The sequence below is a fragment of the Phycicoccus avicenniae genome, from assembly GCF_018139485.1.
GTDB classification, from domain to species: domain Bacteria; phylum Actinomycetota; class Actinomycetes; order Actinomycetales; family Dermatophilaceae; genus Phycicoccus; species Phycicoccus avicenniae.
In genome coordinates, this window is record NZ_JAGSNF010000012.1 from 45,363 (window position 1) to 60,916 (window position 15,554).

Below are 15,554 nucleotides of genomic sequence, written 5' to 3' on the forward strand. Positions count from 1 at the left end.
CTCAGCCGGCGGGGACGTCGGCGACCGACACCCGGATGCCGCCGACGTCGAACCGCCGCGGCGGCCGGTCGAGGGCGTGCTCCTCCTCGGGGAAGCGGATGTCGACGACCTCGCGCGGGTCGAGGCCGATCTCCTCGACCGCCTCCGGACCGTCGGCGGCGAGGACGACGAGCGAGCGGCCCTGCGCCGCCGCCCCGCGCGCCACCTCGTCGACGACGGCGCGCAGCCGCTCGGGGTCCTCGCGCACCGGGGTCGTCGCGACCGCGAAGGGGGTCCCGCACATGCCGCGGACGACCTGCGGCCACTCCGAGGACGCCCGTCCGTCGATCCCGAGGACGACGTCGTCCGGGTCGAGCACGGCGCAGACCTCGTCGACGGCGGCGAGCGAGCCGCGCTCGACCCCGACGCCGCGGAACGGCCACGACGCGAGCCCGGCCGGCACCCCGAGCCCGAGGACGACGACCGCGGCGACGAGCGGACGGGCCCACGGCCGGCCCTCGCGGGCGACCCGGTCGCCTGCCCACCGCCCGGCGACGACGACGAGGAGGACGACGAACGGCAGCGCGACGAGCAGCCGCCGGTCCGCCCACGGGTGGTCGGGGGTGATGCCCGGGCGCAGCAGGGTGAGCAGAGTCGAGCCCGCGGCGAGCACGAGCGGCGCCGCCCACGGGACGAGGTCGCCGTCCGCGAGCCGCGTGAGCATCGCCCGCAGGACGAGGGCGAGCGCGAGCAGCGCGACGACGAGGGCCGCCCAGCCGACGTACCACGACAGCCAGTCGACGGTGTGCTCGGCGTAGGTGCGTCCGCCGTCGACCGGCAGGCCCTGGCGCCGCTGCATGCCGGCCACGTACCGCGCCCCGGGGTCGTCCGGGTCCTGCCGGACGGTGAGCCACCACGGCCGGGACCACAGGACGAGGCCCGCGAGCACGGTGAGCCCGGCGACGACGTCGGGGGCCCGGCGGACGAGCCCCGCGGGCAGGCGGCGGCCCCGCCGCCAGAGCCGCACCCCGGCCCCGGACACGGCCGCGACGACGACCACCATCGCGACGAGCGGCAGGAGGCTCGCGTGGATGTCGCCGAGGTAGCGGAAGGACAGGCCCCAGCCCAGCCCGTACGCGACGACCGTGGAGGCCACGAGCCCGGCGAGGGCGGGCCGGGCCCACGCCCGGCCGAGCGCGACGGCGACCGCGAGGACCGGCAGCAGGAGCATCACCTCGCGCAGCGCGTCGACCCGCGCGACGCCGGTCCCGCCGACGAGCAGGCCGCCCACGAGGGCGAGCCGTCCGGCCGTCCGGTCGCCGCCGTCCCGCCCGGCGGCGAGGACGAGCGCGAGGAGACCCCCGACGAGCGTGAGCAGCGCCAGCTGCTCGGAGTACGTGCCGCGGGCGACGTTGAGGACCGGGAAGAGCAGCCCCGTGAGGCCTGCCGCGGCCACCCCCCACCACGGCCGGGTGAGGTGGGCCGCGAGCAGCCCGAGGAGCATGAGGACGAGGGCCATCGCCACGGCCGGCAGCAGCATCGCGGCCTCGGGGCCCCCGGCGAGGACGCCGTAGCCGTACACCGTCGCCGGCGCCATGAGGAACTGCGGCTGGATCGCCGGGTCCGCGGCCGACCCGACCTGGTAGAACGCGGCGCTCGCGAGGGTGAGGTCGCCCGAGCGCAGCAGGTCCGGGCCCCCGAACACCGAGACGTCGACCGGGACGACGCGCTCTCCGGTCGCCGCGAGGGACACCGCGGCCTGGAGGTTGCTCGCGGCGTCCCGCCGGGGCATCACGTGCTCGGAGTGGGTCGCCGCGGCGTACCCCGCGAACCCGAGGCAGACGACGACGAGGCCCGCGGCCGGCCCCCGACCGAGTGCGACCCCGGGCAGGCCGCGGACGGCGACGGCGGCCGCGACGAGGACGAGCAGGCCCACCGGCCAGGCCACCCACGGCGTCCACCAGCCCACCCACGCCAGCAGCCCGGCGGCGACGCTCGTGCCGGCGAGCCAGAGCCCGGCAGCCAGACCCGTCCGGGTCAGCGGGGCGCCGACGCTCACGGACCGGGTCATGGCGGCGAGCCTAGCCAGCCGGGGTACGGTGCGGACGATGAGCCCCGAGACCCCCGCCGCCCTGCTCGCCCGTCTCGTCGAGTCCGACCCGGGACGCCCGCGGATCACGACGTACGACGACACCGAGGGCCCCACCCGGGGCGAGCGCATCGAGCTGTCGGCGCGGGTCGTCGCGAACTGGGTCTCCAAGGCCGGCAACCTCCTGCAGGAGGACCTCGACGCCGCCCCCGGCACCCGGGTCCTCCTCGACCTGCCGGCGCACTGGCGCTCGGTCTACTGGGCGTTCGCCGTGTGGTCCGTCGGGGCCGAGGTCGTCCTGCCCGGAGCGGACGCCGACACCCCGGTCGACGTCGTCGTCACCGACGACCCCGAGCGCTGCGAGCAGGGCGAGGTCGCCGTGCTCGTGACGCTCGCCGCGCTCGCCCGGTCGGCGGACGGTCCCGTCCCGCCGGGCGCCGTCGACGAGGCGAAGGACCTCGCGACGCACGGCGACGTCTTCACCGCGTGGGACGAGCCGGACGCGGACGCCGTCGCGCTGCGGACCCCGGAGGGCGCCCTCACCTACGCGGGTCTCGTCCCGACCGGTGCCGGACCGGTCCGTGAGCACGTCGCGACCGGGGAGACCGCCACGCTGCTCGAGGTCGTCCTGCGCGCCTGGGCGGGCGACGGGTCGGTCGTGCTGACCCGCGGGGCCCCCGACGCGGACGTCCTCGCGGCCCGGCTCGCCACCGAGGGGGTCACCGGGGTCTGACGCCCGGCCCCGACCCGTCACCGCCGACCGACCCCGACCCGTCACCGCCGGCCGGCTCGGACCGCTCCTTGCGGAAGGCGTCCTTGCGCCGGATGAGGTCGCCCTCGAACGCGAGGACGTCGACCCCCCGGTAGCTCGACGGCACGCCGCCGTGCGGGGTCCCGTGGAAGGTCCACGTCGCGAGGCCCCACGAGCCGCCGACCCGGACGTCGACGTCCCGGTACGACGCGTCCGCGTACCCGCCGAGGAAGGCCGCCATCCCGGCGCGGACCGCCTCGCGCCCCTCGAAGACGACGCCGTCGTCCGCGGGACCGCGTGAGCCGAGGTAGACGGCGTCGGCGGTGAAGAACGCCGCGATCGCGTCCGGGTCGCCGGCGGAGCACGCGTCGAAGAAGGCGAGCAGGCGCTCCTCGGTCATGAACAGGCGCTCCTCGGTCATCGGGCCGGGACCCGGCGTCGCGGGGCGGGTGGCGGTCGTCGGCGTCGTGACGCTGCTCGGCACGGGAGGGTCCTTCCGGGGAGGGGCGGGGCCCCCAGCCTCGCCCGGTCGTGACCTCGACGACCAGTGGCACGGGTGACCAGTGCCCGTAAGATCGCGCCATGACCGCACCGGAGCGTCCCCGGGTCGTCGCCGTCGCCTACGACGGCCTCTGCACCTTCGAGTTCGGCATCGTCGCGGAGGTCTTCGGCCTGCCCCGCCCGGAGCTCTCCCTCCCCTGGTACTCCTTCGAGGTCGCCGCCGCGGAGCCCGGGCCGCTGCGGGGGCTCGGCGGGCTCGTGCTCGACGGCGCCCGCGGTCTCGACGCCCTGGCCGGAGCGCACACGGTCGTCGTCCCGGGCTGGCGGGACCCCGACGAGACCCCGCCCGCCGCCCTGCTCGAGGCGCTGCGGGCGGCGCACCGCGACGGCTCCCGGGTCGTGTCGGTCTGCTCCGGGGCGTTCGTGCTGGCCGCGGCCGGGCTGCTCGACGGCCGCCGGGCGACGACGCACTGGCGCTACGTCGAGCGCCTGGCCCGCGCCCGACCCGCGGTCACCGTCACCCCCGACGTCCTCTACGTCGACGAGGGCGACGTCGTCACCTCCGCGGGCAGCGCCGCCGGCATCGACATGTGCCTGCACCTCGTGCGGACCGACCACGGCGCCGACGTCGCCGCGTCCGTCGCGCGGCGGCTCGTCGTCCCCCCGCACCGCTCCGGTGGGCAGGCGCAGTACGTCCCGCGGCCGATGGGTCCGGCGCGGCCGGACCGGGTCGGCGCCTCGGCGGTCATGGACTGGGCGCTCTCGCGGCTCGAGCAGCCGCTCGGGGTCGACGACCTCGCCCGGCACGCGGGGATGGCCCGGCGGACCTTCCTGCGCCGGTTCCGGGACGAGACCGGTGAGACCCCGCACCGGTGGCTCGTCCGGCAGCGCGTGCACGCGGCGCAGCACCTGCTCGAGACGACGACCCTGCCGGTCGAGGCGGTCGGCCCACGGGTCGGCTTCGGGTCCGTCGAGACCTTCCGGCACCACTTCCGCGGGGTCGCCGGGACGACGCCGTCGGCCTACCGGGCGCAGTTCCGCACGGCGCCGTCGGACCGCTGAGGGCACCGGACGGGCGCCGGACGGACGCCGTGGGAGGGTCCACCCCGTCAGGGCGTGGTCGACCCTCCCACGGAGGCGTCACATCTGGCGCTCGATCGCCTTCCACGTGACCCGGGCGACGACGCCCGTCTGCGCGATCCTCGCCCGCTTCTGGGCGGCCTTGACCGCGGCCTGGGTCTGCGGCCCGAAGGAGCCGTCCGCCGTGATGCCGAGCGCCCGCTGGAGCACCCGGACGGTCTCCCCGCGCGCCCCGCGCTTCAGGACGGTGTCGTAGTGCGCCGACAGCGGCGCGCTCCTGGCGAGCACGACCGTCCAGGTCCTGGCGTCGACGACACCGGTGACCCGCAGCCCGTTCGCCCGCTGGATGCTCTCGACACGGGTCTCGGTCCGGGGCCCGAAGCGGCCGTCGACGGTGAGCCCGCCGGCGGCCTGCTGGAACGCCCGCACGGCAGCGCCGGCCGAACCGCGACGCAGCGTCGTCGAGGCGTAGGACGAGGTCGAGGACCCCGTCCCGGAGCCCACCGAGCCCGCGGAGCCCGAGGAGGCGGACGACGCACCCGACGACGCGCCGCCACCGGACCCGCCGGCCATGAGGGCCTTCCAGTCCTTGGCGTCGACGACACCGTCGGCGGCCAGGCCGACGCTCTTCTGCCACGCGACGACCCGCGACTGCGTCCGCGGTCCGAAGGAGCCGTCGACCGCGAGCCCGCCGACGGCCTTCTGCAGCGCCTTCACGGCCTCGCCGCGGCTCCAGAGCCGCAGGGTGACCCCGGAGTACTTCGCGAGGGGGTGCGCCGAGGACGAGGCCCCGGACCCGCCGGAGGACCGGCCCGCGAGGGCGTCCCACACGGCGCGGTCGACGACACCGGTCCGCGGCAGACCCTTCGAGCCCTGGTAGCTCTTGACCCGCGCCTCGGTCGCCGGGCCGAACGAGCCGTCGACGGCGATCCCGCCGACCGCGCGCTGGAGGACGCGGACGGCCTCGCCGCGGGCGCCGCGTCGCAGGGTCGTCGAGGCGTAGCGGTCGATGTCGGCGGCCGAGGCCGACCCGGAGGAGCCGGAGGCCGACCCGGAGCCCGAGCCGGATCCGGACCCGGACGAGCCCGAGGACGCCCCGCGCAGCGCGTCCCACACGGCGCGGTCGGCGACACCGGTGCGCGGCAGACCCTTCGAGCCCTGGTAGGTCTTGACCCGTGCCTCGGTCGCCGGGCCGAAGGAGCCGTCGACGGAGAGCCCGCCGATGGCGCCCTGGAGCGCGCGCACGGCGGCCCCGGTCGAGCCGCGGCGCAGCGTCGTCGAGACGTAGCGGTCGAGGGACTCGGTGCCGCCGGTCTTCATCGGTCCGGTGAGGTAGTCCGTGCGGGCCCGGCCGGTCCACCACGAGTTGAGCGCGTACGCGCCGTCCCAGGTGAAGGAGATGTGGATGTGGTCGGTGTGCGGGGAGGAGCCGCTGTAGGCGGCCCATCCCTTGTCCGGGGCCCACGCCTTCCAGATCTTCCGGTTCCAGATCATGTAGTTGATCCCGAACCGGCGAGCCATGGCGCCGGGCCGGCCCTGGCTGTCCTTGGCGCTCAGCCAGCGGGTCAGGGTGTTGCCGACCTCGAGCTCGTCGGCCTTGCGCGCGTCGAGCATCCAGTCGAGCGCGCGGCCCTCCCCGTGCTCCTGGTCGCAGCCGCGCAGGATGCCGTAGGCGTGCTTGCCGTACGTCTGCTCGAGCAGCTTGGCGAAGGCGACCGGACCGGGCTGGTTCTCGCTGAGGCAGCGGAACCCGCCCTGGTACGGCGGGGCGACGTCGAGCGCGGAGGGCAGGGACCGGCTCGGCTGCGGCACCGGGACCGAGGCGGCCTGGGCCGCGGCGGCCCCGAGGGGCAGGGCGATGACGGAGGCCGAGACGGCGCCGATCGTGCGGGTGGGGACCCGACGCAGCGCCGGTCGGGCAGGGCGGGGCAGGGACACGCGATGCTCCAAACGAGGCGAGACCTGCGTCCGGGGCAGGGGGTCCGGACGCACTCGGTCATCCGGTCCCATGAGTCACACGAGGCACATCGGATGTACGAGCACCACATTTGTTTCATGCGGTACCACACGCCGCAAGCAGATCGTGGGAATTACACGCCTGTTCTTCTCCGGCGCCGCGTCCGCGGGACCCGACCGGCTCGGCGCCGCCCCGCGTCCGCCCGAGCCGACCGGCTCAGCGTCGCGCCGCGCCGGTGCGCACGCCGCCGGAGACCGAGGCGGTCCCGCCCATGACGACGACCCGCTCGAGGTCCCCGGACTCCTGGAGGACCCGGGTGCTCGCCTCGGGCAGCCGGGCCCGGGTCGTGAGGAGGGTCATCCGCGGCACGCTGCCGGCGGTGAGGGCGTCGGCGAGGGCCGCGTCGGCGCCGCTGGCGAGCGAGACGTGCGTCGCCGCCGCGAGCCGCGGACGGTAGAACGACGCGACGGCCGCCGCCACCTCGTACCGGTCGGCGCCGCCGATGCGGTCGGTCCGCGCGCCGGTGCCCTCCAGGGCACGGACGACCGCGCCGGACACCGACGCCTCGCCGCCGAGCACCCGGACCGAGGTCGCGCCCGTCGAGCGGAGCGCCGAGGCCGTCGCCCCGGGCAGGACGTCGGCGCGGGTGAGCAGCACCGGCTCGTGCTCCGCCCCCGCGGGCCCTCCGGCCCCGAGGGCGTCGGCGAGCGCCGTGCCGGAGGCGACGACGGCCGCCGTCACGCGGCCCCGCCCGGCGACGTCGAGGGCGACGTTGGCCGCGACCCGGTAGCGGTCGGCGCCGCTGATCCGGCGCACCGTGAGCCCGCGGGCCTCGAGCTGCTCGACGACGTCCTGGGACACCGTGGCCTCGCCCCCGACGACGACGGCCTCGCGCAGCGTCCCGGCCCGCCGGGCCAGCTCGGTGCGGGTCGCGCCCGGGAGCGCCGTCCCCGTCGAGAGCAGCAGCGGCGCGTCGAGCGACTGGGCGAGGGGGCCGGCGACGGCGGCGTCGGCCCGCTTCTCGGTGGCGCCGCTCGCGACGACGACGGTGCGCGCGGACGAGGAGTGCGTCCGGGCGAGGGCGGCGGCCACGGCGTAGCGGGTGGAGCCGCCGAGCCGCGTCGTCGGCCGCTCGACGTACGTCGAGTTCAGCCGCAGCCGGGAGCGCAGGCTCTCGCCCGACAGGGTCCGGGTGGCGCCGGTCGACGAGGTGGCCGTCGCCGACGCGACGGCACCGGAGACGTAGCGCTCGGACAGGTCGAGGCGCACGACGTCGCGCAGGTCGAAGGCCGAGGCGAGACCGCTGCGGCTCGGGGCCGCGGTCCAGTGCGCGCGTGGGTTGCTCGAGCGCTGGGCCCACCGGTCGTCGACGCTGCGCAGGTACGGCAGCTCGGCGGTCCAGACGTCCTCGCTGTTCTGGGTGCGCCCCCCGCTGGAGGAGGAGTAGTAGGCCTCGATGATCGAGCCGCGGTACGTCGCGACGTACCCCTGGTCCGAGGACCCCGCCGCCCGCACGGCGTCGGTCCAGCCGGGCCAGTACCGCCGGTCGCCCGACGACGTCGGGTACCCGCCGAAGACCTGGCTGCGGGTGTCGTCGTAGACGTGGCAGTTGCACGAGGAGCTCACCCCGGCGGCGATGTTCCGCAGGACGTACCCGCGGGCCGCGGCGGCCTGGGCCTGCAGCGTCGCGGCCGGCCAGGACCACGGCACCTCGCGAATGTAGTCGAGGTACTCGTCGTGGACGCGGACGTACATCGCGGCCTCGAGGGTGGAGCCGCCGGGTGTGCGCGTGACGCGGAGCAGCCCGTCCCGGTAGGACCCGGCGCCGTCGACGACGAGCAGGGTGCGGTCGTCGTCGAAGCGGACCGTCGGCCGGGCCCCGGTCGCGCTGCGCGTCCCCGAGCACCCGGAGCACGACACCGCCATCGACCCGCCGGACGGCCGGACGGTGACGACGTCGCCCGCCCCGCCCCGGATGTCGACGTCGCCGTCGCCCGTCGCGACGGTGACCCGGAAGGACCCTCCGCCGCTCGACAGGGCGCTCGTGCGAAGCGTCACCGAGGCCGCCCGGTTGCGGACGTTGACCCGGGCCGTGGCGTCGTCGTCGCGGCGCTCGTAGTCGGTCCCGGTGTAGTAGTGACCGAGGATGTCGGCCGCCGAGTACCCGTCCCGCGCCATCTCGTACGCGCCGTACTGGCTCATCCCGACGCCGTGACCCCACCCCGAGCCGGACAGGGTCCACGACGAGGACTCCGCGGCGGCCACGTCGGGCGCGGCCGCGAGCCCCTCCGCGACCTCCGCGGCCTCGGCAGGGTCCGCCCCCGGGACCGGACGCGGCAGGTCCACCCCCCACGTGCCGTCGTCGGCCGTGGCGGCCGGCGCGGCGAGGGCGAGCACCACCGCCGCGCCGACGGCGGCCCGGACCCAGCGACCGGACGAGGTCATCGGGTCACCGTGGCGAGGACCGCCCCACCGGTGACCATCGACACGCTCGAGGTCCCGCCGAGGACGGTCACCTCGTCGGTCGCCGCACCGGCGAGCCACGTCCGCACCGCGCGGGGGTAGGCGTCGGCCCGGACGTAGAGGATGGGCCGGGCGAGCTGGCCGCCGCTGAGGGTGTCCGCGAGCGCGGCGTCGACCCCGGAGGAGACGAGGACGCCGGAGACGTCGACGCCCTGGCCGCGGGCCCACGACGCGACGGTCGCGCTCACCGCGTACCGAGAGGTCCCCGACAGCCGGGTGGCCCGGGGCAGGTCGGCGAGCACCTCGGCGGAGACGGTGGCGGTGCCACCGGCCACGACCGTGCGCCGGACGCCGAGCTCGGCGACGGCGGCGGCGGTGGCCTCGGGCACCTCGCCGCTGCGCAGCAGCAGGATGGGGCGCCCGAGCGCGGCCGCGGGGCCGGACAGGACGAGACCGTCGGCCATCCTGCCCTCCTGCCCGCTCGCGGCGACGACGTCGGTGACGGGGGCGCCACCGGCCATCCGACGGGCGACGTTCGCGGCCACCTCGTACCGGCTCTCGCCCTCGACCCGCTCGACCCGGGAGACCCCGGCCGAGCGCAGCTCGCGGACGACGGTCGAGGAGACCGACGCGGTCCCGCCGACGACGGTGACGTCGGTGACGCCACGACGCACGATCTCGCTGCGGGTCACCGCGGGCAGCGACCCCGCCCGGGTGAGGAGGAGGACGGCGTCGTCGGACCGGGCCAGGGGCCCGGCGACGAGCGCGTCGGCCATCTTCCCCGAGGCCCCGTTGACGAGGACGACCCGACGGGTGCGGGAGTCCTTCTCGACGGCCGCGGAGACGGCGACGGCGTAGCGGTCCCTCCCGGACAGCCGCGGTGGGCACAGGCTCGGCGGCGAGTCGCTGCGGGCGACGACGTCGAGCGTCCAGCTGCTCGACAGGGCCGTCGCGCGTGTCCCGGTCCCGCTCGCTCCGGTGAGGGTCACGGTGTAGCGGCCCGGCGGGACGAAGGAGCCGTCGGCCCGTCGCCCGTTCCACGAGGCGGTGAAGGCGCCCGCGCCGGAGCGCTTGCCCGAGGACTCCGCGACCGGGCCGTCGGAGCAGGGGCTCGTGACGGTCAGCCGCCAGGTGAGGGCGCGGCTCGCGGCCGTCGCGACCGTCACCCCCGCGCTGCCGTACCCGTACCGCGTCCGGTTGATCGACGGCTGGTAGAGCATCGTGCCCTGGGCGGCGCGGGCGTCGGTGCGGATGCTCGGCAGCATCGCGTGGAGCCGGGCGCCCGGGCACGAGGTCTGGTTGACGTCACGGTGCCCGATGACCGTCGGCGAGGTGCCCTCCCCCTCGAGGTAGGTCGTCCCCGCGGGGTCGATGCCCTTGAGGCCGAGGCGCCAGCCGATGACCCCGTCCAGCGCCGCCGGCACCGCCGCCGGGGGCGTGTACGACGTGAAGTCGCCGAGCACGCTGATGCCGAAGGAGCTGCTGTTGAACGGGGCGGCGTGCGCGCCGGAGATGTCCCGGGTCGTCCCGCCGTAGCGGCCCTCCCACACACCACCGAACTTGTCGACGAGGTAGTTGTAGCCGATGTCGTTCCAGCCGTTGCCCTTGACGTGGAAGGAGTAGATGCCGCGCAGGATCCCGGGGACCTGCGACTGCGAGTAGTTGTTCGAGCCCGCCGTGTGGTGGACGATCGCCGCCTTCACCTCGCCGGTCGACGGCGAGCCCCTCCGGATGCTCTCGTCGGCCCCCCACGCCGCACGGGAGTGGATCGTCGGACGCGACGCCGCCGCGGCGGCCCCGCCGCGCACGTCCGCCGTCACGGCCTCGTCGGCCGCGGTGACCGTGGTGTCGACGACGTCGAGCCGCGCCGCCTCCCCGTCGCTCTCGTCGTCCCCGACGACCCGCACCTGGAGCGCGTCCGCGGTGGAGACCCACGGCATCGTGCCGGCCCGGGCCTGCTCGGCCTCCTCGGTGCCCGGGTCCGGGCCCTCCTCGGCCTCGACGTGGATCTCCTGCCAGGCCCCCCACTCGCCCTCGCGCTCCTCGCGGAGCTCGACGGTCGCGGTCTCGGAGACCTCGCCCTCGGGCCAGGTGACGCCGACGACGTGCGGGCGACCCTCGAGGTCGACGACGTCGGAGCGCACCTCCTCGTCGGAGCCGGACGCGTCCGACCCCTCGGGGTCGGACGGCCCGTGGTCGTGCCCGGCGTGGTCGTCGGACGCGTGCTCCTCGGAGTCGTGGTCGGCGGACGCGTCGTCCGGCGCCTCGTCGGCGTCGTCGGGCGCGGTCGCCGCGTCGGGCTCGGCGGCGAGGGCGGAGACCTCGTCGACGGGCTCGAGCGGGTAGGACTCCAGGGCCGCGTCGACCGGGCGGGGCTCGGCGGCGGCACGGTCCGGACCGCTGAGCGCGACGGGCGTCGCGACGGCGAGGACGAGGGCGAGGAGGACGGCGGGAGCGCGCCGCAGGGCAAGCGAGGTCATGGGATGTCCAAGCAGGCAGGGATACAGGGACGCGAACAGGGTGACACAGAAGCCACGTGAGGGCACTGGAGTCACACGAGAACCTCGACGATCCTGAGGTCGTCTCAGCGACGACGGCCGCGCCGGACGATGGCGCCGGCGCACGGCTCGGCGGCGCAACGGTGTGGTCCGACCACCCCGGGTCCGCCCGACCGGCGGCACTAGAGTGCCCGCCATGGACAAAGTCGTCGCCACCGCTGCCGAGGCCGTGGCCGGGATCTCCGACGGGGCCACCCTCGCCGTCGGCGGGTTCGGGCTGTGCGGCATCCCCTCGGTCCTCATCGCCGAGCTCCATCGGGCCGGGGTGAGCGACCTCGAGGTCGTCTCCAACAACTGCGGGGTCGACGCGTGGGGCCTGGGGATCCTCCTCGGGGACCACCGCATCCGCCGCATCGTCGCGAGCTACGTCGGGGAGAACAAGGAGTTCGCCCGCCAGTACCTCGAGGGCGAGCTCGAGGTCGAGCTCACCCCGCAGGGCACCCTCGCCGAGCGGCTGCGCGCCGGCGGCGCCGGCATCCCCGCCTTCTTCACCCCGACCGGGGTCGGGTCCCAGGTCGCCGACGGCGGGCTGCCGTGGAGGTACGACGGCTCCGGCGGCGTCGCCCTCGCCTCCCCCGCGAAGGAGGTCCGGGTCTTCGAGAGAGACGGCGCCCGCCGCGAGTACGTCCTCGAGGAGGCGATCGTCGCCGACTACGGGCTCGTCCGGGCGTGGAAGGGCGACCGGCACGGCAACCTCGTCTTCAACAAGTCCAGCCGCAACTTCAACCCGCTCTGCGCGATGGCCGGCCGGGTCGGCGTCGCGGAGGTCGAGGAGCTCGTCGAGCCGGGCGAGATCGACCCCGACGAGGTGCACCTGCCCGGCATCTACGTCCAGCGGGTCCTGCCGCTCACCCCCGAGCAGGCCGCCGACAAGCACATCGAGAAGCGCACGGTCCGCTCGACCGAGGAGGCCTGACATGCCGCTCACCCGCCAGCAGATGGCCGCCCGCGCCGCCGCCGAGCTCGAGGACGGCTCCTACGTCAACCTCGGCATCGGCCTGCCCACCCTCGTGCCCAACTACGTCCCGGACGACGTCGAGATCGTCCTGCAGTCCGAGAACGGCGTCCTCGGCGTCGGGGCCTACCCCGCCGAGGAGGACGTCGACCCCGACCTCATCAACGCCGGCAAGGAGACCGTCACCGTCCGCCGCGGCGCCTCCTACTTCGACTCCGCGACCTCCTTCGGGATGATCCGCGGTGGCAAGGTCGACGCCGCGATCCTCGGCGCCATGCAGGTCTCCGCGACCGGCGACATCGCGAACTGGATGATCCCCGGGAAGATGGTCAAGGGCATGGGCGGCGCGATGGACCTCGTCCACGGCGCGAAGAAGGTCGTCGTCCTGATGGAGCACGTCGCCAAGGACGGCTCCCACAAGATCGTCCAGGAGTGCTCGTTGCCCCTGACCGGGAAGGCCGTCGTCCAGCGCATCATCACCGACCTCGCCGTCATCGACGTCACCGACAGCGGCCTCGTCCTGCGCGAGCTCGCCCCCGACGTCACCGAGGAGCAGGTCCGCGAGGCCACCGGCGCCCCGCTCACGGTCGACCTGGCATGAGACCGCTCGCGGCCACGCCGGCCCGCTAGAGGTCGACGTCCCCCTCGGACTCGCCCCGTCCCGGGCCGCCCTGCCGCAGGTAGCCGGCGAGGCTCTGCCGGACGGCGGGGGCGACCGCCATCTCGCCGCCGAGCAGCACGACGTGGCTCGGCGCGAGCCGTTCCAGCTGGGCGTGCGTCGCCGAGGGCACCTCGTCCCGGTCGACGAGGAGGATCGGCGCGTTCGCGAGCGCCGCGACCGCCGCACCCGTCACCGCGTCGCCGACCGACTCCGGCTGCGAGGACGCGACGAAGACGACCCCGACGGCCTCGGCGGCGAGACCGTCGGCGGCCTCCGCGGCCGCCTGCACCGGCGTCGGCGACAGCCAGCGCTCCACGCCCTCCGTCGCGAGCTCCCGCAGCGGTGCGAGGTCGGCCTCCGCGACGTCCTCGGCGTCGGCGACGACGACGACCCGTGCCGGCGCGATCCGGCGCAGGGCCTCGACGTGGGCGTCGCGCACCCCCTCGGGGCCGACGAGCAGCACCCGGTCCCGGCCCGGCCGCGCCGTGAGGACCGCGCTCAGGGCGGCCATCGGGTCCTCGCCCGGGACGAGGTAGACGGTGTCGACGCCGGAGGAGGCGTCGAGGTCGTCGAGCAGCGCGACGCTCACGGACTCGGCGTCGCCCTCCTCGACCCGCTCGACGGCGACCCCGCTCTCGCGCAGGGCGTCCGCGACGTCCTCGTCGACGACCCCGGCGTCCCCGAGGAGGACGACGCGGCGGGCGCCGAGCCGCTCGACCTCGGCGGCGGTGACCTTCATGAGGCGCTTCGAGGAGGTGAGCAGGACCGGGGCGCCGACCGTCGTCGCGGCCGGGACCGCGGACAGCGCGAGCGCGAGGTCGGCCCCCGAGGCGAGGACGACGGTGTCGCAGCGGTCCGGGGTTCCCTGGCGCGAGACGAGCGCCGAGGTGTGGAAGCGCGTCCGCCCCTTCCAGCGCTCGACGCCGGGCACCTCGGGCTCGACCGGCCCCCCGGCCCCGAGCGACCTCTCCGCGGCGGCGGCGTACGCGTCGACGACCTCGTCGACCGGACCGTCCATGACGAGCTCGCCCTGGTCGAGCCACAGCGCGCGGTCGCACATCGCGCGGATCGTCGCCGCGGAGTGCGAGACGAGGAAGACCGTGCCCGCCTGCCCGCGCAGCTTCTCGATCCGCTCCTGGCTGCGGGCGCGGAAGTGCGCGTCGCCGGTCGCGAGCGCCTCGTCGATGACGAGGACGGGTGGGGTCGCGGCGGTCGAGATCGCGAACCGCAGCCGGGCCGCCATGCCCGAGGAGTACGTCGACATCGGCAGGTGGATCGCGTCACCGATCTCGGAGAACTCGACGATCTCGTCGTAGATCTCGTCCACCTCGGCCTTGCTCAGCCCGAGGGCCTGCGCCCCGATGTAGATGTTCCGGGCGCCGGAGAGCTGCTTGACGAGCACCGCGTTGACCCCGAGCAGCGACGGCGTGCCGTCGGCCCACACCTCGCCGGACGTCGGGGGGACGAGGCCGGCGACCGTGCGCAGGAGGGTCGACTTGCCGGAGCCGTTGCGCCCGATGACCCCGATGGACTCGCCGTGGTGGGCGACGAACGAGACGTCCTTGACAGCGTGCACCGTCCGCACGCCCCGCCGCTCGCCCGAGCCCCCGGAGCGCCCGCCCGCGTAGACCCGGTAGACGATGTCGACGTGCGAGACGACGACGGAGGGCCGGGGGTCAGCCGCGCCCATAGGTCCCCTCCCCCCGCCAGAAGACGACGGTCCCCACGACGAGCAGCAGGACGGCCCAGCCGAGCGAGACGAGCCAGGACAGCGGGGTCACCGGGTGCTCCTCGAGCAACGCCTGCCGGCCGAGCTCCAGCTGGAGGGCGAACGGCTGGTAGGTGAGCACCTGCCCGACGAGCTCGGGGAAGCGGTCGGCGAACACGCTGATGCTGAAGAAGACGCCCGAGGTGTAGCGCATGAGGCGCACCGCGAGCGGGATGAAGTTCGCGAGGTCGCGGCTGGCGTTGACGAGCCGGGCGAGGACGAGGGCCAGCCCGGTGAGCTGGAGCATCTGCAGGAGCACGGCGACGGGGAAGAGCAGCCAGTGCCAGGAGAGCGCCTCGCCCGTCAACGGGGTGAGCAGGAGCAGCAGGGCGAACGCGGGCCACGAGGTGTAGAGCTCGGTGAGCGAGACCGACACCGGCAGCGCCGCCCGCGGGAAGCGCAACGCCCGCACGAGCCCGAGGTTGTTCGAGATCGCCTTGGCCCCGCTCGTGAGCACCGACGCCGTCACCCCGAAGAGGACGACGCCGATGGACAGGAAGGCGATGAAGTTGTCGACGCCGCGGTCGGTGCGCAGGAGCAGCCCGAAGACGAGGAAGTAGCTGACGATGAGCAGCGCCGGGTTGAAGACCGCCCAGAGGTGGCCGAGCCGGTTCTTCTCGTACTGGGCGGCGCCCTGGGCCGCGGACAGCGTGAGGACGAACTGGCGACGACGCCACAGCTCGGCGAGGTAGCGGCCGAGACCCGGGCGGGCCGACAGCGAGGTGAGCCCGTGCCGGCGCGCGAGGGCCCGTGCCTCCTCGACCGAGAGCGCCGGCCCCGGGGACACCGGCC

General features: G+C 75.7%; 11 protein-coding genes. 4 read left to right on the forward strand and 7 right to left on the reverse strand.

All coding sequences use genetic code 11. The features are described from left to right. Window position 1: 1 nt before the first annotated feature. Entirely contained in the window at window positions 2-2,050 is a 2,049-nt protein-coding gene (locus KC207_RS09175; RefSeq protein WP_211602719.1) for a hypothetical protein, read from the reverse strand. Between the two features lie 37 nt (window positions 2,051-2,087). Between KC207_RS09175 and KC207_RS09180 the strand changes: the two genes are divergently transcribed. After that, complete coding sequence (locus tag KC207_RS09180) at window positions 2,088-2,801, forward strand: TIGR03089 family protein (protein WP_211602720.1); 714 nt, start codon at window positions 2,088-2,090, stop codon at window positions 2,799-2,801. On the opposite strand, the gene KC207_RS09185 is transcribed toward KC207_RS09180, so the two are convergent. Next, window positions 2,788-3,303 carry a nuclear transport factor 2 family protein gene (locus KC207_RS09185; protein WP_211602721.1) on the reverse strand — a complete coding sequence of 172 codons (516 nt, stop codon included), beginning with the start codon at window positions 3,301-3,303 and terminating at the stop codon, window positions 2,788-2,790. The two genes, KC207_RS09180 and KC207_RS09185, sit on opposite strands and share 14 nt — an antisense overlap. A 98-nt stretch (window positions 3,304-3,401) precedes the next feature. Between KC207_RS09185 and ftrA the strand changes: the two genes are divergently transcribed. Continuing rightward, window positions 3,402-4,382 carry a transcriptional regulator FtrA gene (gene ftrA / locus KC207_RS09190; RefSeq protein WP_211602722.1) on the forward strand — a complete coding sequence of 327 codons (981 nt, stop codon included), beginning with the start codon at window positions 3,402-3,404 and terminating at the stop codon, window positions 4,380-4,382. A gap of 78 nt (window positions 4,383-4,460) precedes the next feature. Here ftrA and KC207_RS16900 read toward each other — a convergent pair whose 3' ends face one another. The 3 genes from KC207_RS16900 to KC207_RS09215 form a co-directional block, all read right to left on the reverse strand. Beyond that, window positions 4,461-6,338 (reverse strand): peptidoglycan-binding domain-containing protein, encoded by a 1,878-nt coding sequence (locus tag KC207_RS16900; protein ID WP_249138661.1) that lies wholly within the window; start codon window positions 6,336-6,338, stop codon window positions 4,461-4,463. A gap of 235 nt (window positions 6,339-6,573) precedes the next feature. After that, window positions 6,574-8,802, reverse strand: a complete 2,229-nt coding sequence (locus KC207_RS09210; protein WP_211602723.1) for a cell wall-binding repeat-containing protein — start codon at window positions 8,800-8,802, stop codon at window positions 6,574-6,576. Then, a complete protein-coding gene (locus tag KC207_RS09215) occupies window positions 8,799-11,300 on the reverse strand; it encodes a cell wall-binding repeat-containing protein (protein ID WP_211602724.1) in 2,502 nt (833 codons plus the stop codon). The genes KC207_RS09210 and KC207_RS09215 overlap by 4 nt, the downstream gene beginning before the upstream one ends. A gap of 214 nt (window positions 11,301-11,514) precedes the next feature. Here KC207_RS09215 and KC207_RS09220 point away from each other — a divergent pair, with 214 nt between their 5' ends. Beyond that, window positions 11,515-12,294 (forward strand): CoA transferase subunit A, encoded by a 780-nt coding sequence (locus KC207_RS09220; RefSeq protein ID WP_211602725.1) that lies wholly within the window; start codon window positions 11,515-11,517, stop codon window positions 12,292-12,294. Between the two features lies 1 nt (window position 12,295). Next, window positions 12,296-12,934 (forward strand): 3-oxoacid CoA-transferase subunit B, encoded by a 639-nt coding sequence (locus tag KC207_RS09225; protein WP_211602726.1) that lies wholly within the window; start codon window positions 12,296-12,298, stop codon window positions 12,932-12,934. 25 nt (window positions 12,935-12,959) lie between these two features. On the opposite strand, the gene KC207_RS17080 is transcribed toward KC207_RS09225, so the two are convergent. Both KC207_RS17080 and KC207_RS09235 read right to left on the reverse strand, forming a co-directional pair. Further along, window positions 12,960-14,684 carry a cell wall-binding repeat-containing protein gene (locus KC207_RS17080; RefSeq protein ID WP_211602727.1) on the reverse strand — a complete coding sequence of 575 codons (1,725 nt, stop codon included), beginning with the start codon at window positions 14,682-14,684 and terminating at the stop codon, window positions 12,960-12,962. Then, on the reverse strand, window positions 14,671-15,549 hold the full coding sequence (locus KC207_RS09235) for an ABC transporter permease (RefSeq protein ID WP_249138662.1): 879 nt from the start codon (window positions 15,547-15,549) through the stop codon (window positions 14,671-14,673). The genes KC207_RS17080 and KC207_RS09235 overlap by 14 nt, the downstream gene beginning before the upstream one ends. Window positions 15,550-15,554: the final 5 nt, after the last annotated feature.